Here is a 20216-nt window from a genome sequence, read left to right as displayed (position 1 = left end):
TAAGCTAAATTTAACAGACGATTTGATGCGTTAGGGGGATCAACTAGTGAAAGTATTAGGAATTTTAGGTGCGCATCGACGAGATGGCATTACTGAAAAAATGCTATCAACGGTGTTAGCCGGTGTTAAGGCACCGAATCAAACGGAGTTAATTTATTTGGAGGATTATCCATTCAAACCGGATCGGGAAGGTCAACCAAATCCGGTATTGGATGAACTCGAGCAGAAGATGCTGGCCAGCGATGTTTGGGTTTTGGCAGCGCCGACTTATTGGGGTGGTTTGGCCGGTAAAATGAAAGACTTCTTCGACTGTATGCGAGAACGGTTGGTGCGAATTGATCATTTGGGCGGCACTCATCCGGATCGCTTTAAAAACAAGCATTATTTAAGTATCACCGACTGTTACACTGGCACGTTTGAAAACTGGGTCACCGGAGTTACCGATCAGAGTTTTCGAACGATTGATAAGGTTATGACGGCCGCCGGTGTGATTAAACTACATGAACTGGTGTTGACCAATACTTTTGGGATGCAAGAACTTCCCGAATCAAAAAAACAAACCTGCCTTAAATGGGGCCAGCGTTTGAATTCTGTTAAGAAACGAGATGACAGTACGTTGAAACGATACATTGAATTGTTCTTTATGATTGCGTTTATGGCACTGGTAACTATGGGTATCCAAGCCGGCTTTCATTTGCTTCCTCGCCACAGTTTTTGGTTAAGCTATGGCTCCTTTGTGGTTATTTTTTATGTGTTATTGGCTTCAATCCTTCATTTCTTCACGGTGGTTAAACATCGTAGAAGGTAGACAGTGGAATAAAAACGGTTCGGTTCTTTTTCAAAGTAGCGCCCGGTTATCAAATAAGGTATGATTTTGGTAAAAGTTGTCAGAAAGTTAGTTTGATTAGGAGGGAATTGCCTTGAAAAATGTGTATTTTGATCACGACGGCAACGTTGATGATTTGGTGTCGTTGTTACTATTACTACAAATGCCCGATGTTCACTTGACGGGGGTCGGCGTGATTGATGCCGATGGCTACTTGGAACCGGCGGTAGATGCTTCGCGAAAGTTAATTGCCAAATTCGGTCATGGAGCAGCCGTTCAAGTGGCGGCCTCCAATTCGCGAGCTGTGCATCAATTTCCCAAAGAATGGCGATTGAGTTCATTTTCGTTTGATGCCTTTCCGATTTTAAACGAAAACCAGCCGACTAAAGCGCCAATTGCTGATCAGCCGGCTCATTTGGACATGGTCGATCGGCTTTTGCAAACACCCGGCAAGACAACTTTGGTTATGACCGGCCCACTGACTGATTTGGCGCGGGCACTGGAAGCCGAACCGTCGATTGTTGAAAAGATTGACCGGCTCTATTGGATGGGCGGCACCATGACCGCCAAAGGAAATGTCTTGGAGCCCAAACACGACGGCAGTGCGGAATGGAACGCCTACTGGGATCCCTATGCCGTTAAAACCGTTTGGAATTCAGCTATCAAAATTCAAATGGTGGGGCTTGAAAGTACCAATCAAGTGCCGCTAAATGCGACGGTTCAGCAACATTGGGCTGATCTGCGTCGTTATCCAATGATTGATTTGGTTGGACAGGGATACGCACTGGTCTCTTCCTACGAAGCTGATTCAACTTATTATTTGTGGGATGTGTTAACGACGGTGGCCAGTCAATATCCCGAAATTGTTAAAACTAAAGAGGTCACGGGTGACGTCACGGTTAACGGACCCAGTGCCGGTAAAACGTACGAAACCGATACTGGGCGGCCGATCCAGCTAGTAACGGAAGTGGATGCCCGAAAGTTTTTTGATCGGGTGGACAATTTGTTAAAACGGGAAGTGTGATGTTAATGAGTTATTTACAATTGTCAAATTCGTTGACGCTGCCCTGTGGTGTCACGGTTAAAAATCGAATTGTTAAGACGGCATTAAGTGAAACGATGGCGACCACAGATCATCAACCCAATACGCTGTTTGCGTCTCTTTACCGGCAGTGGGCCGATGGTGGCGCGGGCATTGTGATTACCGGAAATGTTATGGTAGATCGACAGGCACTGGCCGAACCCGGCAACGTGGTCGTTGATGATGAACGCGATTTACCGGTATTGCGCCAGTGGGCCGATAATGGAACACGGCACCATACCCAATTGTGGATGCAACTCAATCATCCTGGCCGACAAGCCCCTAAACAGGTGACTGCTCAACCAGTGGCACCGAGCAGCGTGCCAATCGAAGGTCGACAGCGGCACGCATTTGCAGCTCCAAGAGCATTGACAACGGTAGAGATTAATCAATTGATTCAAAAGTTTGTTAAAAGTGCCGTGATTGCCAAAGAGGCTGGCTTTACCGGTGTTCAACTGCATGGTGCCTTTGGCTATCTAATTAATCAGTTTTTATCACGGACAACTAATCGGCGAACTGATCAGTACGGTGGTTCCTTGGATAATCGGCTGCGGTTTCTGGTCGACGTTTATCAGGGAATTCGTCAAGCATGCGGAAACCAGTTTCCGATTAGTCTCAAGCTAAGTTTAACGGATATTGATTTAAATGGATTTACAGAGGAAGACTTTACGGCAGTGATTAGAAAAATGGCTGCTTTGGGAATTGACATGGTCGAAATTGCCGGGGATGATTATGAAAATTCACAACTGGGCTTTTCCGGCCACGCCCATTTGATTCATCAATTGGTTAAAACGCCGATTGCCTTGAGTGGCGGTTTTCGGCATATTTCGGCAATGGAGGAAGCACTTGGCCGACAGGATGCCGATCTGATTGGGATTTGTACCCCGATGGCAGTGATGCCGGATTTGCCGAATCAGATTTTTAATGCTAATTATCAACCACTCGAATTGCCGCTTTTAAACGGGCGTCATTGGCTGGATGACCGTTTGAGTTCAGTGATTGTCACCAGCTATTGTGAGGAACAGGTTAGAAGAATCGCTGAAGGCAAGCCAACGGTTCCTTATCAAAATGCTTGGCGTTCGATTTTAGCCGAAATTCGATTACACGGGTTCAAGGGGTTAAAGCCCCGTCGGCCACAATAGGTCATTTAGTTTGCAAATCGCGAAAGATCGCCTGCATGCGAATCTCGATGTCATTAAGTTCCTTGGCGTAGTGTTTGAGATTGGCTGAATGCTGCTGAATCTTTTTAGGGTCGGCATCGGTCTTATAACTTAACTGATGTTCCAAGCTAGCCCACATGTCCATGCCAATGGTTCGAAATTGAATTTCGACGGGGACATCAAACACACCCTTGGATTGAAAAACGGGAACGGAAACCACTAAATGCAAACTTCGATAACCACTTTTCTTTGGGTTTTCGATGTAATCTTTGCGTTTTAGCACCGTGACATCGGATTGCTCAGACAATGCCTGTTCCACGGTGTAGATGTCATCAATGTAATTGGTGACTACTCGGATGCCAGCAATATCATGAATGTGTTCGCCAACGTTTTCGATGGTAAGATCGTATCCTTTGCGCTTTAACTTTCCAAATAAACTGTCGACTGATTTTAGCCGTTCTTCCATATGGTGAATCGGATTATGGTCATCGGCCATTGAATACTCATCATCAAGATTTTCCAACTTAGTCCCAATCTCGTTGGCGCCGGCATGGCAAAGTTGGTAAATATTGATTAATTCTTTAACATCGGGAATGCGATCTTGTAAATTCAATCGATTAAATTGCTCTTCAATTTGCTTGATATTTAAAAAATTATTTCGTTCAAGAATCATTTGTCGTTCGCCTCATTTTAAAATAGTGTTGATTGGATATGTAGCATAAAAGGGCCGAAAACCAACTTATTCGGTCCTTTTATGATTGACGATTCAGATGTAACCAGTTGTTAAAAGTCTTTAAACAACTGATCAATTTGCTTGAATTCATCGTCGCTTAATTGAATGTTTAATGCTTGGGCATTACTGTGAACCTGATCAGCCAATCGGGCACCCGGGATAACCACACTGATGTCTGGATCTTTGATGTACCAGGCGAGAATGGTTTGAGCAACCGTTGCCTGATGATTAACGGCGATTGCTTTGACCTTTTCCAATGCCTGCATGATGGTTGTGTATTGCTCAGCTGAAAATTGGGAGAAATGCTGACCATCGGCAGGCGTATATTTTCCTGTCAGCAAGCCCGAAGCCAGTGGAAAGTATGGGACAAACGAAATTTGATGAGCTTTAAGATAGGGCAGCTCTTCTTTTTCGGCTTCGCGATGAACCAAGCTGTAATTGTCTTCCACAATATCAACTTGATTATCCGCATTAGCTTCTTTGATTTGAGTTAATGAAAAGTTTGAGACGCCAATTGCCTTAATTTTACCGGCCTGTTTTTCTTCAGCCAGTGCGTGGACGGCTTCTGCTTTAGGCGTGTGGTCGTCGGGAAAATGGATGTAAAAAATATCCAGGTAATCTGTTTGGAGCCGCTTTAAAGCATCGTCAACGGATTGCTTTAAAAATTTTGGATCGTTATTCGGTTTTAAGTGATTATTGGGATCCTGGGCAGCCTTGGTCGCAATGACAAATTTATCACGATCGTAATTTTGAGTGACGTCACCGATAATTTCTTCTGATTTACCAAGGCCATACATATATGCGGTGTCCAATAGTGAAATACCGTCATTCAAGGCGGCTTTCACAACCTGAACGCCGTTTTCGTCTTTTAAACCATCAAATAAGTTGTGGCCACCAACCTTATTGGTACCTAAGCCAAGTGGGGTCGTGACAACATTACTTTTACCAATTTTAACTGTTTGTGTCATTTAAGCTGTACCTCCCGGTTATCAACATGATAAGCGTTTTGTGAAAAATAAAGAGACCGGTGATTAATTACCAGTCTCTTAGATTGTAATGCAATTCTGTCATTACTGCCAGACAACGTGATTCAGATTAATCAGATATTAAGAATGACGATTATTCGTCATAGGGTCCTTTGCCAAGGTAAGCATTGATCATCCAAATGTTTTTATCGATGTCTTCTTTAAAACCATTTAGCATGTCTTGAGTTGGAAAGTCCTTTTCGTCGTCAGTGACTTCAATTCCCTTTTGATATTGATCACGCAGGTATTTGAACTGATCAGAAAGGCGCTGCATGAAATCACGCATGGTGAGTTGATCCCAGGTTACTTTTTCATCGGGTAAACCAGTGTGCTCAATAAATTCATGAGTTGTGGCGTATGGGGAGCCGTTGATTGCAATCAATCGTTCCGCGACGTTATCTAATTGGTCGGCTAATTGATCTTTATAGTCATCCATCAGTGGATGAAGTCTAAAGAAGTTTTCACCGCGCATGTACCAATGAGTTTGTTGAATGTTGGCTTGAAGTTGCGTTAAATCGGCAACTAATTGATTCAACTGTTCACGAGTCTTTGGAAAATCATAGTTACTTGCCATTGATAAACCCTCCTATAAGTTAAAATGAATGAAGTTACCTATCTACATTCCTAGTTTATCCATAATCGGGAAAAGAACGCAAGCAATGTGACTCGCAATTTTTGGGATAGCGGTTGATTAAATTTAGGAAGCTTGTTCCGGATTGTCTGTTTCTGATGGTTGCTGATCAGTTTCGTTCAAAGCAGAGTGCTTTGAGGTTTCCAGCATACGAACGTAAACCAGGAAACTGACGAAAGCGGCAGCCGAAACGTAGTAGAAGAACCAATCTTCATGACCGATGTTTTTTAGCCAGAGTGCGACGTATTCCACGGTCCCACCAAAAATGGCCACGGTTAAGCCATATGGGAAACCAACGCCCAGGGCCCGGATTTCAGTTGGAAATAGTTCAGCTTTAACCACGGCGTTGATGGACGTGTAGCCGCTGACGATTAATAAACCGGCCATCATTAACAGGAAAGCACTGAATTCGCTATCGAAAAATTGAAGTCCCAGAAAAATCGGTATGGTCAATAAGGTCCCACCAATGCCAAACCAGTATAGCAGCGGTTTACGACCGATTTTATCGGAAATATGACCGAAGAGTGGCTGCAGTCCCATAAAAATCAGGAGTGCCAGAAAGTTAATCAAGGTTACTGATTTAGCTGGTAACCCCAGTGTATTAATCATGTATTTTTGCATATAGGTCGTGTAGGTGTAAAAGGCAATTGTTCCGCCGAAGGTCAGGCCCATCACCGTTAACACCTGGCCGGGATATTTGGCTAATTTGCGAAGCGTTCCGCGAGTGGAAGTGGTCTTTTCGGCTTGTTTAAACTGGGTGGTTTCATCCATTGAGAGTCGTAAATAAAGCACAATTAAAGCTCCGACAGCGCCAATGCCAAACGGAATCCGCCAGCCAAACTCACGAAGTTGGTTGTCGGTGAGGATTGCTTGCAAGCCAATTTGAATCAATAGTGCCAGTAGCTGACCGCTGATTAAGGTGACGTATTGAAATGAGGCGTAATAACCGCGTCGATTAGCTGTGGCCATTTCTGACAAATAGGTGGCAGAAATGCCATATTCGCCGCCGAGGGACAATCCCTGAACCATTCGAATTAATACCAATAATAACGGTGAAAACAGCCCAATGGTTGAATAGGTTGGGATCAATGCGATTAGTAACGACCCGCCTGCCATAATGCTGACGGAGAGGGTCAGGGCAGCGCGTCGCCCGTGTTGATCAGCATACTTGCCCATAATGAAACTGCCAAAGGGCCGCATTAGAAAGCCAACGGCAAAGACCGCTGCCGTACTCAATAATTCAACTGTCTGGTTACCATCAGGGAAGAATGACGCGGCAAAATAAATTGCGAATGAGGCATAAATGTACCAGTCAAACCATTCGACCATATTACCAAGTGAGCCTTTGATAATATTAGCAGTAATTCTTTTTTGACTTAATTTTTGCATAAAAACCAACCTCCTTAATGGGAAAACATTGTGGCAACGACATCTTTGTTTTGATAGTTAGTTGTTCATTTCGGAATAATTACAAAATTGAATAAAAAGCCGAAAACAGTATAATATTTGTAAAATTCTTATTATTTTCATATTATAATTTAATCTGGCACCAGGTGCAAACATTAATGTTAGGAAAGATATCCTTAAAGTCACTAAATTACCAAAAAAGTGACGTTCCCAAGCTTTAGTTTTGGGCACGTCACCAGTTTTTAGCTGCAGATTATTTTCAATTGATTTAAGCGGTCAATTTCATAAGTCGGCGTGGTAGGTGTTTGATTGACGAGATGATGCGGATTGAACCAGACGGAATCCAATCCATAGTTTGCAGCACCAAGAATATCGGAAGTCAGTGAGTCGCCGATCACCAGCGTATCAGCTTTTTTAAAGTGATCAATTTGATGAGCCACCGATTTAAAAAAGGCCTGACTGGGTTTTTGAGCACCGATCTGCTCCGAAATGAACAATTGCCGAAAATAGGGAGCAAACCCGGCTTCCCGGATGCGTCGAATCTGAGTTTGGGCAATCCCGTTAGTGATAATGTACAGTTCATAATCTCGGCTGAGGTCCGCTAGCAGGGAAGGAGCACCCGGCATTGGTTGATGGCCTTCCGCCAAATACTGCCGATAGATCCTTTCAGTCGCGATGCCGTCAACATCCTCACCGAAGTGATGAAAAAACAAGGTGAAACGCTGATTTAGCAGGTCTGCACGAGCAATTTCTCCCCGTTCGTACCGCTGCCAAAGCGTGACGTTTAACTGCTGATAATAATTAGCCATTGTAGCGGTTAATGGCTGGTGGAGATGGTTAAACAACTTTTTTAACGCCTGTTTTTCAGATGCTTGAAAATCCAAGATGGTGTCGTCAATATCAAATAAGAGGGTTGAATAAGCCAAATTAATCACTCCAAACTTTCGCTCACGATGGATTCAACGACCTTTTCAATTGCCGGAATTAGTGGGCTATCCGGCTTAATACCGGTTTCGCTGAAGCGGTTTTCCCACCAGTTTTTACGAATGCTTTGGATCACGGGGACAATTTTTTGACCGTCATCCGTCAAATGCAGAATGATCGACTTCCCAATTCCGGCCGATTTGGTCAAGTAACCCAAATCCTGCATTTTTTTAATTTCCCGGGCAGCCAATCCCTTGTCAATGACTAAGGACTTGGCCACTTGGTTTTGGTTGATATACTGATTGTCCTTGACTGTCAACAGAATGCAGGCAGCCGTCGGATTGAGATGGTGTTTTTTAAATAATTTACCGGTATCTTTATAATATTGCCGGTGCAAAATTGAAATATCCTGTGCGAGATACCCGATATCTTTCAAAAGTTCTGGTCCTTTCACTAAAAATGATCTTTTCAAATTGAAACTTTAACATTTATTAGTTGACAATTCAACATGCGGGCATTAATCTTTTGAAAGTAAGTTGAATTATCAACACAGGAAAATAGAGAGGTGTCCAATCATGGCAACTAAAAAACGTGGTTCTCAAGCTTTAATTCAATCAATGATTAATCAGGGAATTAAGTACGTGTTTGGCATTCCCGGCGCAAAAGTCGATCAGTTATTCGAGGATCTACAATACAGTGATGATCCGAATGTCCCAAAGCTCATTGTGACCCGTCACGAACAAAACGCGGCCTTTATCGCGGCCGGCATTGGTCGGTTAACCGGTAAGCCCGGCGTAGTGGCAACGACATCCGGTCCCGGGGTGTCTAATTTGACCACTGCTTTAATGACGGCCACGGCTGAAGGTGACCCAGTGATTGCACTTGGTGGCGAGGTTCCCCGGGATGACCTGTCACGGCTAACCCATCAAAGTATCCCCAGCAAGGAATTAATGAGCTTCGCAGCCAAGAGCAGTGTGGAAGTTCAGGATGCTAATAACTTATCAGAAGCCTTTATGAATGCCTATACAGCGGCGGTTTCGCCTAAAGCGGGTGCAGCCTTCATATCTCTGCCGGCCGATGTCTTGAGCGATGACGTTTCCCGACCGGTCATCAAGTCATTAGCTGAGTCCCAAGCCAGTCAAGCATCGCCTCAAACGTTGGCTCAGATTGTGACGTTGCTTAAAAAGGCCAAATTGCCGGTGATTTTAGCCGGCATGCGGGCATCCTCACAGGAAGTTACAGCAGCACTGCACCGGTTATTAGCCAAAGTTTCATTGCCGGTTGTCGAAACCTATCAGGGTGCTGGCATTATTTCTCGCGAATATGAGCAGGATTTCTTTGGTCGGGTTGGTTTATTCCGCAATCAGATTGGGGATACGCTGCTTAAACAAAGTGATTTGGTAATAACGCTTGGCTATGATCCGGTTGAATACGAAGCCAGAAATTGGCATGTGGAACATAATGATACCATCATTAATTTGGATAGTGTGGCTCCCGAACTCAGTAACGATTATCAACCAGATGTAACGATCACTGCCGACATTGCGGCCACTTTAACGGCTTTGACGGATGAGCTCCCGGCTGATTATCAGCTCTCAGAGGAAGCAGTTTCTCGTTTAAAAACTTTGAAGCAGGACTTTGAAGCAGAAAAAGTAAGTGAAACGGTTAGTGAAACCGGAAAAGTTCATCCCCTGACGATTATCAATGAACTTCAAAAACGGGTCGATGACGATACCACGGTAACGGTGGATGTTGGTAGCCATTATATTTGGATGGCCCGCCATTTTAGAAGTTATCGGCCACGCCACCTGTTGTTTAGCAACGGGATGCAGACACTGGGTGTCTCATTACCTTGGGCAATCGCCGCAAAACTGGTTCGGCCAAATGAGAAAGTGGTTTCCGTTTCCGGTGACGGTGGGTTTCTATTTTCCGGTCAAGAACTGGAAACCGCGGTTCGACTAAATTTGAACATCGTGCAGCTGATTTGGAATGATGGCTACTATGATATGGTTAAATTTCAAGAGGAAGCTAAATATGGTCGGAATGCCGGAGTGAAATTTGGCCCAGTTGATTACGTTAAATATGCAGAAAGCTTTGGCGCAACTGGCTTACGGGTGAGTGATCCAGCTAAGCTCGGCGATATTTTGGATCAGGCATTTGCGACAGATGGTCCGGTAATTGTTGACATTCCAGTTGATTATCGTGATAACATTAAGTTGAAGTCTGCGTTATTAAAAGATATCTTAAACTAGGAATAAGGAAGTTATAATATGGCGAAGCATACAACTTTATACCAGCACGGAACGCTGGCACTATTGGTTCCCGGTTTGCTGCGGGGAACAATGACAATGGGAGAGCTGTTAAAACATGGTGATACCGGGATTGGGACTGGCGAAGGCCTCGACGGTGAATTGATTATTTTAGATGGGAAAGGTTACCAAGTGGATGCCAGTGGCAAAGTTAACTTGGTGCCTGATTCATTTACCATGCCGTTTGCCAACGCTCACTATGCGCGATACTCACCATTAGCCGAATTAGAAAACGTGTCTCAAGATGATCTGAATGAACAGGTTGTGTCGTTAAGCAGGGCAGCGAATACCTTTTTTTCCATTAAAATTACAGGGAGCTTTTCGGATGTCAAAACCCGAGCGGTTAGAAAGTCCGAACCACCGTTTCACACCTTGGCACAAACGGCTCGAAATCAAAAGATCTTCACCAAAGATCAAGTTAAAGGGACTTTGATTGGTTATTATTCACCGGAACTATTTGATGGTGCGGCAGTAGCGGGCTTTCATCATCACTTTTTATCAGATGATCATCAATTTGGTGGGCATGTGTTGGATTTTCACTTAGATAAAGGGGATGTCTCCTACCAGTTGTTCGATACGTTTGAGCAACATCTGCCGGTTAATGATAAAGACTACATGCAACACGACTTTTCAACCGACAACATCTTTGAAAGCATCCACACGTCTGAATAAACTAATGATTAAATTCGTGATTACTAAAATAAACTAAAATCTTTCTCAAAATTAGTAAAAAAATAGTTTTCGCCAGAAACGTTGAGGTGAAAGCTTTTTTTCGTTCATCGTTAAATTATTTGTCAGATAATCAGTTTTTATGGTTGATTTATCCGTACAAATGAGATAATATACCAACATGTAAACGCTACAAGTTTATTGAATATATAAGAGTTGAGCAATAATCAAAGTTGTAAGCGTTGTTATAGTAGGGCCGATGTGAGATGCGTTACTATAAAAGTTGTTCAGGATTTATTTGATTTGTTATGTAACCCCTTTCAGCTTTTTGAGATGGGTGGTAGTTACTAGTTAAGAATTTTATAGGTTAAGGAGAATGAAGATGGAAAAAGCTGTTGCGACAGAAAAGAAAATTTCAAGCAAGTTTATCTACTTCTTTGGGTCGTTTGGTGGCATCTTGTTTGGTTACGATATTGGTGTAATGACGGGGGCGTTGCCGTTCCTGCAAATTGACTGGGGACTTCAAAACGAAGCCGGAATTGTCGGTTGGATCACGTCTTCAGTCATGTTGGGCGCAATTTTTGGTGGCGCGTTGGCCGGTCAATTGTCGGATAAGTTGGGCCGACGCAAAATGATTTTGCTTTCGGCCATTGTTTTCACGATTGGGTCAATTCTTTCAGGAATTTCACCAAATCATCAAGGCGAGTACTATTTAATTGCAGTACGGGTCTTCCTTGGGTTGGCAGTTGGTGCAGCTTCGGCTCTGGTACCGGCTTATATGTCTGAAATGGCGCCAGCCAAAGCCCGAGGCAGCTTGTCCGGGTTAAACCAAACGATGATTGTGAGCGGGATGCTGCTGTCATACGTGGTTGACTTTCTGTTAAAAGATTTGCCTGAAAATTGGGCATGGCGGTTAATGTTAGGTTTGGCTGCTGTTCCAGCAATTATCCTGTTCTTCGGAGTTTATAAATTGCCGGAATCACCACGGTTCCTTGTTAAATCGGGCCGTGAAGCCGATGCGCGTCGGGTATTAACCTATATTCGAGAAAATGATAAAGAAATTGATGGTGAGTTAACTCAGATCAAGCAAACGGCGAATGAAGAAAAGAAGGTTGCCAAAGCAACCTCTTGGGCAACTGTTTTCAGCGGCAAATACCGTTACCTTGCCATTGCCGGAATCGGTGTGGCAGCTTTCCAGCAGTTCCAAGGCGCTAACGCAATTTTCTACTATATTCCATTAATTGTTGAAAAAGCGACTGGAAAGGCTGCCAGTTCAGCCTTGATGTGGCCAATTATTCAAGGCGCTATTCTGGTCATTGGATCACTGGTCTACATTGCGATTGCTGAAAAGTTCAACCGGCGGACTTTATTAATTATGGGTGGCACTGTCATGGGGCTATCCTTCCTGCTGCCGGCAATTATTAATGTGCTGATTCCAAATGCCAGTCCAATGATGATTGTGGTCTTCCTAAGTCTTTACGTGGCTGCCTACTCATTTACATGGGCACCATTAACTTGGGTACTTGTCGGGGAAGTCTTCCCACTAGCCATTCGAGGTCGGGCTTCCGGTGCCGCTTCATCTGCTAACTGGATTGGTTCCTTTGCGGTTGGGTTGTTATTCCCAATTATGACCGCTCATATGCCACAAGATGCCGTCTTCGCTATTTTCGGTATCATTTGTATGCTGGGTGTGCTCTTTATCCTACGGGCCGTTCCTGAAACCAAGGGTCGGACATTGGAAGAAATTGAGGAGCAGGGGACTAATAAGTAGTCTGACAGCATCACGATTAACTCATTGCAAAAACGCGGGCGTTTCTGACATTTTCACTGCCCCATCAGACTAAATAAAGTTGATTGACTCAGACAGAATGTTTGAAGCCAATCAACTTTATTTTTTTCGAATAAGAAAAATAAATGCAACTAATAAGTAAAGACCGCCAATGATAATTGCAAAGAGACTGAGAGTCAATGAGAGTCCGAAATCATAGAAAGGTTGGATCAAAAAATAAACCCCAATGCCATTAATTAATAAACCAGTTAAGATTAAGCCAACTGTTAGGCAGTCGACAAGCAATTGGTGGTCTTGGTAGTGACTTCTTTTAAGGCTTACCCATAGAAGGCCGCCAATTAAAACGCCGACCCCTAACAGGTAAAAAAGTCGATCGGTCCAGATTGTCACAGTGCACGCTCCTTTAGGACGGTTTTACCAAATAAGCCACCTACGTCTAAGAAGGGTTCGTAGATGAACCATTTTGCCTCACACACTATTCAAAGTGGTTATTTTAGTAAGTCTTTAATGACGGCTTCTCCCACTGCAGTTGCTGAATTTGGATTCTGTCCCGTGATTAAGTTGCCATCAACTACAACGTTTGGCTGGAACGGATCACCCTTGACGAAGTCGGCCCCGGCTTTTTTCAACTCATCTTCCGGCAAAAACTTTACTTCACTGGTTAACCCGTTTAAAGCTTCCTCGTCGTTGGTGAAGCTGGTCAACTTTTTACCGGTCGTAAATCGCTTCCCGGTAGCTGTCCGCATTGCCAGGAGCACCGTTGCGCCGACACAATTCGCTGATACGATACCACCAGCGCCCATCACTTGTTCAGCGATTTTGGCCAGGGCCTTATTCTCAGGAAAATCCCACATGGCACCGTGACCACCTGCAAAATAGATAACTTGATAATCCTCCGGGTTAATTTTATCCGGAGCAATTGAAGCGGCCAGGGAGTGATTTCGAAACTCATCATTAAGATAAAAGGTCCAATCAATCTGATCCATGTTATCACCAGATAGACATAGTGGATCGAGAGGGATGTAGCCACCCTTGGGACTAGCGTAAGCTACCTCAATTTCGTTATCCTGCATGACTTGTTGAAAATGGGTCGCTTCTCGCAACCAAAGACCGGTCGCCCGATTGACGTTATCAAATTTAGGCGTATTAGTCGCTACGATTAAAGCTTTTGTCATAAACTGAATTACCTCGCTTTGGAATGGTAATAATGGATTCGCATATGCCACATCTGTATTTTAGACCTTTTAAGTAATAGCGCAAGGATAGCTCGTTTGCAATTAAAATCCGAAAGGCCATTGGCGATTTTTTCAAAGATATGTTACTATCAACACAGCTTACGATGATTGGTTATGGAATCGTAACTAATCATCAATTGTCGTGAGCTGATAGCAACTAATGGACAGTGTGTGGAGCCAAATGGTTAATCTGCGAAGGCCAAGGCGTCGAAAGGCGAAAAGGCCGGGTTTGGCTTTTGGCTATTCGAACCCTTAGACGTAGCAGATTATTTGGCGAAACAGTCCTAAGTAACTAGGGTGTGTAGATGTATTTTGAATTGGAGGAAAACATGGCAGACACAATTTTAGAGGTTGAGGGGCTTAATAAGAACTTCGGTTCCAAGAAAGTCCTAAAAAACGTCTCTTTTTCTGTTGAAAAGGGACACATTGTTGGTTTGGTTGGCCCAAATGGTGCCGGGAAATCAACAATCATGAAGGCAATTTTGGGCTTGTTCAGTTATCCCAGCGGTAAGATTACGTTGGCTGGCCAACCAGTTTCACAAACCAGTCACCAGGCACTTGAAAAAGTGGGGGCATTAATTGAATACCCCGGCATTTACCCGTTTTTGAGTGGCTTGCAGCATTTGGAACTTTTTTCAAACGATAACGTTTCCAAACAACAAATTATGGACGTTGTTGACAAGATGAAAATGGGATCATACATAAAGAGAAAGGCTAAAACCTATTCTCTTGGAATGAAACAAAAGTTAGGGATTGCGCTGGCACTGGTTAACCATCCCGAGCTGATCATTCTTGATGAGCCGATGAACGGTCTTGATCCCCAAGCAAATAAGGATTTGCGAACCATTATTCTTGATTTGGCCAAGCAAGGCACCACTTTTTTGATTTCCAGTCATATTTTAAGCGAGCTGGAAAAATTAATTGATGATCTGGTTGTCATCGACAAGGGACAAATTGTTTATCGCGGCGATATGGCGACCTTGGAGAGTGGCAGCACCCGATCGATGGTTCTGCAGACCTCTGATGATGCTAAAGCTAAAGAAGTTTTGTCACAGAACGGTTATCAATTAATCGACTCTGACCATGTAAGCGTGGTCGAAGATGAGAAAACGAAGATGGCTGATATTATCAAGCTGCTGTCAACTAACGAAATTGAGATTGAGGATGTCAAACACGTGCATAGCGACCTTGAAACCTCATTGCTTGATTTATTGCAGAATGACAAAGTAAAGGAGGGCTAAGCGCATATGATTACGTTAGTCAGACAGGAAATCTTTAAACTGGTTCATAAGAAGAGTACGTGGGCCACATCAGTGCTTTTGCTGATTATTATGACGGTTTTTGCGGTGGTTAGTCAAAGTCATCCAAGCACTTTTGAACCAAAGTCGATGTTTATTGAGCAATTCACTGGGTTTAACTGGGTCGTTTTATTTATGATTGCGGCTTCCAGTTCCATTATTTCGATGGAATTCCAGTACGGCACGATTAAAGAATTGCTTTACCGGAAGTACTATCGGGGAGAAGTATTGATTAGTAAATGGATTACCATGGTGCTTTATTCCATCTACTTTATCGCATTGGTGTTTGTCTATTCCCTGATTTTAAAATTCATTCTCTTTAACAATACGTTCCAATTAAGTGAAACTTACGGAAATAAACACAGTATTTTATTGACAGCACTATATACGTCGCTTTCCGGCTTTGTTGCACTGTGGCTCATTTTGAGTTTGGTGCTCTTAATTGCCAATCTGTTTAAGAGTTCAGCGGCCGCAATTTCGGTTGGGATTATTGGTTATTTTGCCATTAATGTGGTGTCTTCAATCTTAACCATTATTATTAAGAAGTGGACATGGTTGAAGTGGAATCCACTAAACATGATGAACTACCCGAACCAAGTCGTTAGTCCGGATTTCAAGCATTTAACGCTGTTATCAACTAATGAACTGTTGATGGGCAGTCTGGTCTATATGGTGATCTTTTTGGCCATTAGTTACGTTGTCTTTAAACGGCGTAGTGTTTAGAAAAAATAAAAAGTTCTCGAGAACCGTTGATCACGTTAAAAGTGGTTGACGGCTTTTGCTATGGAGTTGTTAACAATCTTATGGCACAACATATAGTGCTTCCAATCCTCATAACACATACATATTGTGTTTTAAAGTCTTTACTTGAATTATTTTTTGACTATAATGAACAATGTTAACTAAATTTTGGGCTTTTAAAGGAAGGGATTCGATGGATTACATTAAGACTGAAACCACCAATCAAGATAAAACCGAACTTCATAGTCTAACTGTGATCAAAGCAGACGGTGAAAAGAGCCGCTTTTATCCTTATAAAATTAAACTGGTTACCGAGGCATTGACTGATGACCCGGCGGTTCAAGCCGAACTTAAACAACGGTTGTTTGACCGATTAACCAGGTTTAAAAACCAAGTCACAACCCAGGAAATTCGTGAGGTATTTCGAACCGTCTTGTTAGAGATGGGCCAAGCGGACCTGCTGACCAGTTACGAGCAATATCGGAAAAAGGATCAGGCAAAATGGCGGGCAGCGATTAATCCGTCAACCAAACTGAGTCAATTGTTTGATAAGAGTGAAACGGTCGTTCATGAAAATGCCAATAAAGACAGCAACGTCTTTAGCACCAGACGAGATTTAACAGCCGGGATGGTTGGCAAATCACTGGGGTTGACAATGATGCCGGAAACCGTCGCCAAAGCTCACTTGCGTGGTGATATTCACTATCATGATTTGGATTATTCACCAATGACGGAGATGACTAATTGCTGCCTGATTGATTTTAAAGGCATGTTAAATAACGGGTTCAAAATCGGGAATGCCGATGTCGAGCCGCCTAAGTCGATTCAAACGGCAACTGCCCAAATGTCCCAAATTATCGCCAACGTGGCTTCCAGCCAATATGGCGGCTGCTCAGCGGATCGTGCGGATGAGTTACTGGCGCCGTTTGCCAAGTTGAATTATCAGAAACATTTAGCAGAAGCCAAACGTTGGCTTGCACCCGATAAACGGGAGGCGTTTGCCAAGGAGAAGACGCAAAAAGACATTTACGATGCCATGCAGGCCTTGGAATACGAAATCAACACGCTATTTTCATCCAATGGCCAAACACCTTTTACAACGGTCGGCTTTGGCTTGGGAACTTCCTGGATTGAACGAGAAATTCAAAAGGCGATTTTAGAAGTTCGGATTAAAGGATTGGGTAAGCAACATCGAACAGCGATTTTTCCGAAATTGATTTTTACGCTAAAACGTGGACTGAACCTTAAGCCGACCGACCCGAACTATGATATTAAGCAGTTGGCAATTGAGTGTGCTACCAAACGAATGTATCCGGATATTTTAATGTACGATAAAATTATTGAGCTAACCGGTAGTTTTAAGGCGCCGATGGGATGCCGCAGCTTTCTTCAGGGCTGGCGTGACGAGAATGGTAAGGAAGTCAACAGTGGCCGGATGAACTTGGGTGTTGTGACGATTAATCTGCCCAGGATTGCCATTGAATCCCGGGGAGACAAGGCTGTCTTTTGGGAAATCTTACAGGATCGTTTGGGGATTGCTAAAAAGGCGCTGTTAAATAAAGTGGCCCGTTGTAAACAGGCCCAACCCAAAAATGCCCCAATTTTATACCAGTATGGTGCGTTTGGTAAGCGACTTAAGGATACGGATTCGGTTGATGAGCTATTTACTCACCGCCGGGCAACGGTTTCCTTGGGCTACATCGGGCTTTACGAGGTCGGCACTGAGTTTTACGGACCAAACTGGGAACATAATCAGGAAGCCCATGACTTTACGGTCTCAATCGTCAAATGCCTACATGACTACTGCTTAAAGTGGGAAAGGCAATATGACTATCATTTCAGCGTTTACTCCACCCCGGCTGAGTCTCTAACCGATACCTTTTGTGAGTTGGATACCGAAAAATTTGGCAAAATCAAAGATATCACGTCTAAGGAATACTATACGAATAGCTTTCACTATGATGTTCGCAAAAATCCAACCCCGTTTGAGAAATTGGCCTTTGAAGAAGCCTATCCAAAATACGCTGCCGGTGGGTTCATTCATTATTGCGAGTACCCTAACTTAAAGCAGAACCCGGCCGCTTTGGAAGCTGTCTGGGATTGGGCTTATGATCACGTGGGGTATCTTGGGACCAATACGTCAATTGACCATTGTTATAAGTGTGGGTTTGATGGTGATTTCAAGCCGACTGCCAGGGGATTTGAATGTCCGGAATGTGGTAATCATGATCCAAAGACCTGCGATGTCGTTAAGCGGACGTGTGGTTATTTGGGTAACCCACAGATTCGACCAATGGTTCACGGTCGCCACGAAGAAATTGCGTCTCGAGTTAAAAATATGAGGTTGGGTGATATTGAACATGACACAGATACGCAAGACTAGACTGCCCAACAACCCGAAACCCAAACAATGGTTGGCAAAAGATCGTAGTCAGCAATACATTGCCAGTTACAAGCCCTTTAACATGGTGGATGGCGAGGGCGTACGCTGCAGTTTATATGTTTCCGGCTGTTTATTTAACTGTCCCGGCTGCTATAACAAGGTCGCCCAGAACTTTCATTATGGGCATCCCTACACGCAAGAGCTGGAAGATCAAATTATTAAAGACATGTCGGAAAGCTACGTTCAGGGGCTGACATTGCTTGGTGGTGAGCCGTTTTTGAACACCCAAGTTTGTCTTAGATTAGCCAAGCGTGTTCGTCGAGAATTTGGTCATACTAAAGATATCTGGTCATGGACCGGCTACACTTGGGATGAATTAATGAAAGAATCTGAAGATAAATTGGCCTTGCTCAGCTATTTGGATATTCTGGTTGATGGCCGTTTTCTGTTGGCTCAAAAGGATCTAACGCTTCAATTTCGTGGCAGCGCCAATCAGCGGATTATTGATGTGCCCAAGTCATTGGCAACAAACCAAGTGGTGATTTGGGATAAATTGCGCCGGTAGTTGACTCCTCCAACGATTGAATAAGTGAATTAAAAGGATTAAAAAAGCTGTTCTTTGCTCAATTTGGAGTAAGGGACAGTTTTTATCTTAATGACTTGATGCCTAAAGCTTCCTTTAGTTTATCTTTATTTTCAAACGGAATAACTTCAATATCGTGACGAGATAGATTATCTGCAAATTGTTGCTGTTTTGAATCAATTTTAGGAATAATAATATTGAGTGGCACATTATTATTTCCCTGAGAATTACGATATTCTAAAGTATCAGACCAAATACCAATTAGTTGCTCTACTAGTGATTTAGAGAGCGAATTATACACATTGGCAAATTTTCTATGCTTAACAGTTAAGTTGAAAATAAAATCAATTTTATACTTAAGTTGCGATTGACCCTGCAAAAACATTCCGGTCAAATAGCTAAAAGAATCTTTGTTTGAGTTGAAGTAAGAATTTACATCGTCGAGAAACATCTCTCTAGTATTGCTTCTGTTACTGTATGCTAGGTCAGATACTTGAATAACTGCTTGAGTAACATCATTAATAAGTTGTGAAATATCCTGTCTAGACCCTACTTTATAGATTTCATGGTTTGCCTGGGAAATGCTCACACTATTTTTGGATAATATTGAGCGCATAATTCTAAATCTATTTGATTGTTTGTCAGTAAGATTAACCCCATTAACACTTAAGTTCCAAATGGTATATCCTTGATCAGAGACTGTATAACTTGTGCCGCTTTGCGTAATCATTAATGCAATACTATCGCCAAAGGGATCAACAAAAGGGGTGTTAACTCGTAACTCGTGGTCGTTGGCCATCTTAAATTGGTGGCTTTCTTTTAAGAAGTCTAGCCACTCTGACGCAATGTTATCAATTTGTTTGCTTAAAGTATTTCCCATTTTAGCACCCCTTTCTGTGTTCACATGATGTTAAATATCTAATGGTGCTTCAATAGATATTTTAATTTTATCGGTCGAATGAACATTTATATATTTCAAGAATTCGTTTAAAGCCTGGATAAAATCATTCGTATCTCGTAATCCAAGCATTGGTAACTTATAAGCCTTAACTTGTGTAACACCATCGTTTTTCTTAACAAATTCTTGTTCTGAAAAAATTTCGATTCTATGCCCATATACTTTTCCATTTGAATTGTTGTGAAAACGGGAATCTAAATTTATTCGGACTAATGTATGTTTTGTTTTGTAATCAATTAAATTTAGGTGAATATCGTCTGTTGCATAAAAATAATTAACTTGAAATTTTCTTTTTCCATCTGCTTGATTTGATTGTAACATGAATTTACCACTATCACGTTCATGGAGCGTTTTTTCATGTGCTTGCAAAACATCTTTTAGCATCTTAATTAGTCGTTTAGCTTCTACATCGGTTAACTGTAAGTTCATGATTTAGGACCTCGTTGAGTAATAATTTGAAAGTC

At 42.8% G+C, this 20216-nt stretch carries 20 protein-coding genes; 10 read left to right on the top strand and 10 right to left on the bottom strand.

Annotation, left to right across the window (positions count from 1 at the left end; all coding sequences use genetic code 11):
• The first annotated feature begins 46 nt into the window (after window positions 1–46).
• From ED605_RS05945 to ED605_RS05935, 3 genes are all read left to right on the top strand, one after another.
• A complete protein-coding gene (locus ED605_RS05945; protein ID WP_121977985.1) occupies window positions 47–808 on the top strand; it encodes a flavodoxin family protein in 762 nt (253 codons plus the stop codon).
• A gap of 112 nt (window positions 809–920) precedes the next feature.
• Complete coding sequence (locus ED605_RS05940; protein WP_121977984.1) at window positions 921–1850, top strand: nucleoside hydrolase; 930 nt, start codon at window positions 921–923, stop codon at window positions 1848–1850.
• A gap of 5 nt (window positions 1851–1855) precedes the next feature.
• The gene (locus ED605_RS05935) at window positions 1856–3049 is read left to right on the top strand and encodes an oxidoreductase (protein ID WP_225419057.1); all 1194 of its coding nucleotides are present in this window, start codon (window positions 1856–1858) and stop codon (window positions 3047–3049) included.
• Between the two features lies 1 nt (window position 3050).
• Here ED605_RS05935 and ED605_RS05930 read toward each other — a convergent pair whose 3' ends face one another.
• From ED605_RS05930 to ED605_RS05905, 6 genes are all read right to left on the bottom strand, one after another.
• The gene (locus ED605_RS05930; RefSeq protein ID WP_121977982.1) at window positions 3051–3740 is read right to left on the bottom strand and encodes a GTP pyrophosphokinase; all 690 of its coding nucleotides are present in this window, start codon (window positions 3738–3740) and stop codon (window positions 3051–3053) included.
• A 110-nt stretch (window positions 3741–3850) separates the two neighbouring features.
• Window positions 3851–4768 (bottom strand): aldo/keto reductase, encoded by a 918-nt coding sequence (locus tag ED605_RS05925; RefSeq protein ID WP_121977981.1) that lies wholly within the window; start codon window positions 4766–4768, stop codon window positions 3851–3853.
• Between the two features lie 151 nt (window positions 4769–4919).
• Complete coding sequence (locus tag ED605_RS05920; protein WP_121977980.1) at window positions 4920–5399, bottom strand: Dps family protein; 480 nt, start codon at window positions 5397–5399, stop codon at window positions 4920–4922.
• Window positions 5400–5522: 123 nt separating this feature from the next.
• Window positions 5523–6845, bottom strand: coding sequence for an MFS transporter (locus ED605_RS05915; protein ID WP_121977979.1), 1323 nt, complete (start codon window positions 6843–6845; stop codon window positions 5523–5525).
• A gap of 260 nt (window positions 6846–7105) precedes the next feature.
• A complete protein-coding gene (locus ED605_RS05910; protein ID WP_225419056.1) occupies window positions 7106–7798 on the bottom strand; it encodes a YjjG family noncanonical pyrimidine nucleotidase in 693 nt (230 codons plus the stop codon).
• A complete protein-coding gene (locus tag ED605_RS05905) occupies window positions 7795–8223 on the bottom strand; it encodes a MarR family winged helix-turn-helix transcriptional regulator (protein ID WP_191981353.1) in 429 nt (142 codons plus the stop codon). Before ED605_RS05905 ends, ED605_RS05910 begins: the two co-directional genes overlap by 4 nt.
• 139 nt (window positions 8224–8362) lie before the next feature.
• Between ED605_RS05905 and alsS the strand changes: the two genes are divergently transcribed.
• The 3 genes from alsS (at window position 8363) to ED605_RS05890 (ending at window position 12536) form a co-directional block, all read left to right on the top strand.
• On the top strand, window positions 8363–10039 hold the full coding sequence (gene alsS, locus ED605_RS05900; protein WP_191981348.1) for an acetolactate synthase AlsS: 1677 nt from the start codon (window positions 8363–8365) through the stop codon (window positions 10037–10039).
• Between the two features lie 18 nt (window positions 10040–10057).
• Complete coding sequence (gene budA, locus ED605_RS05895) at window positions 10058–10768, top strand: acetolactate decarboxylase (protein ID WP_121977976.1); 711 nt, start codon at window positions 10058–10060, stop codon at window positions 10766–10768.
• 379 nt (window positions 10769–11147) lie between these two features.
• A complete protein-coding gene (locus ED605_RS05890) occupies window positions 11148–12536 on the top strand; it encodes a sugar porter family MFS transporter (protein ID WP_121977975.1) in 1389 nt (462 codons plus the stop codon).
• Window positions 12537–12653: 117 nt separating this feature from the next.
• Here the strand turns inward: ED605_RS05890 and ED605_RS05885 are convergent, their stop codons facing one another.
• Together ED605_RS05885 and ED605_RS05880 are read right to left on the bottom strand one after the other, a co-directional pair.
• Window positions 12654–12944 (bottom strand): hypothetical protein, encoded by a 291-nt coding sequence (locus ED605_RS05885; protein WP_121977974.1) that lies wholly within the window; start codon window positions 12942–12944, stop codon window positions 12654–12656.
• A gap of 98 nt (window positions 12945–13042) precedes the next feature.
• On the bottom strand, window positions 13043–13729 hold the full coding sequence (locus ED605_RS05880; protein WP_121977973.1) for a type 1 glutamine amidotransferase domain-containing protein: 687 nt from the start codon (window positions 13727–13729) through the stop codon (window positions 13043–13045).
• A gap of 389 nt (window positions 13730–14118) precedes the next feature.
• On the opposite strand from ED605_RS05880, the gene ED605_RS05875 reads away from it, so the two are divergent.
• The 4 genes from ED605_RS05875 (at window position 14119) to nrdG (ending at window position 18776) form a co-directional block, all read left to right on the top strand.
• On the top strand, window positions 14119–15030 hold the full coding sequence (locus ED605_RS05875) for an ABC transporter ATP-binding protein (protein WP_121977972.1): 912 nt from the start codon (window positions 14119–14121) through the stop codon (window positions 15028–15030).
• Between the two features lie 6 nt (window positions 15031–15036).
• The gene (locus tag ED605_RS05870) at window positions 15037–15810 is read left to right on the top strand and encodes an ABC transporter permease (RefSeq protein ID WP_121977971.1); all 774 of its coding nucleotides are present in this window, start codon (window positions 15037–15039) and stop codon (window positions 15808–15810) included.
• 211 nt (window positions 15811–16021) lie between these two features.
• Window positions 16022–18211 carry an anaerobic ribonucleoside-triphosphate reductase gene (gene nrdD / locus ED605_RS05865; protein WP_121977970.1) on the top strand — a complete coding sequence of 730 codons (2190 nt, stop codon included), beginning with the start codon at window positions 16022–16024 and terminating at the stop codon, window positions 18209–18211.
• Entirely contained in the window at window positions 18189–18776 is a 588-nt protein-coding gene (gene nrdG / locus ED605_RS05860) for an anaerobic ribonucleoside-triphosphate reductase activating protein (protein ID WP_121978313.1), read from the top strand. Before nrdD ends, nrdG begins: the two co-directional genes overlap by 23 nt.
• 82 nt (window positions 18777–18858) lie before the next feature.
• On the opposite strand, the gene ED605_RS05855 is transcribed toward nrdG, so the two are convergent.
• On the bottom strand, window positions 18859–19674 hold the full coding sequence (locus tag ED605_RS05855) for a DUF1828 domain-containing protein (protein WP_121977969.1): 816 nt from the start codon (window positions 19672–19674) through the stop codon (window positions 18859–18861).
• Window positions 19675–19704: 30 nt separating this feature from the next.
• Window positions 19705–20181, bottom strand: a complete 477-nt coding sequence (locus tag ED605_RS14740) for a DUF6978 family protein (protein WP_225419055.1) — start codon at window positions 20179–20181, stop codon at window positions 19705–19707.
• Window positions 20182–20216: the final 35 nt, after the last annotated feature.

The sequence above is a fragment of the Lentilactobacillus raoultii genome (assembly GCF_900411375.1).
Taxonomy (GTDB): domain Bacteria; phylum Bacillota; class Bacilli; order Lactobacillales; family Lactobacillaceae; genus Lentilactobacillus; species Lentilactobacillus raoultii.
Note: the sequence above shows the minus strand (reverse complement) of the source record. Positions and strands in the feature narration are given on the sequence as shown.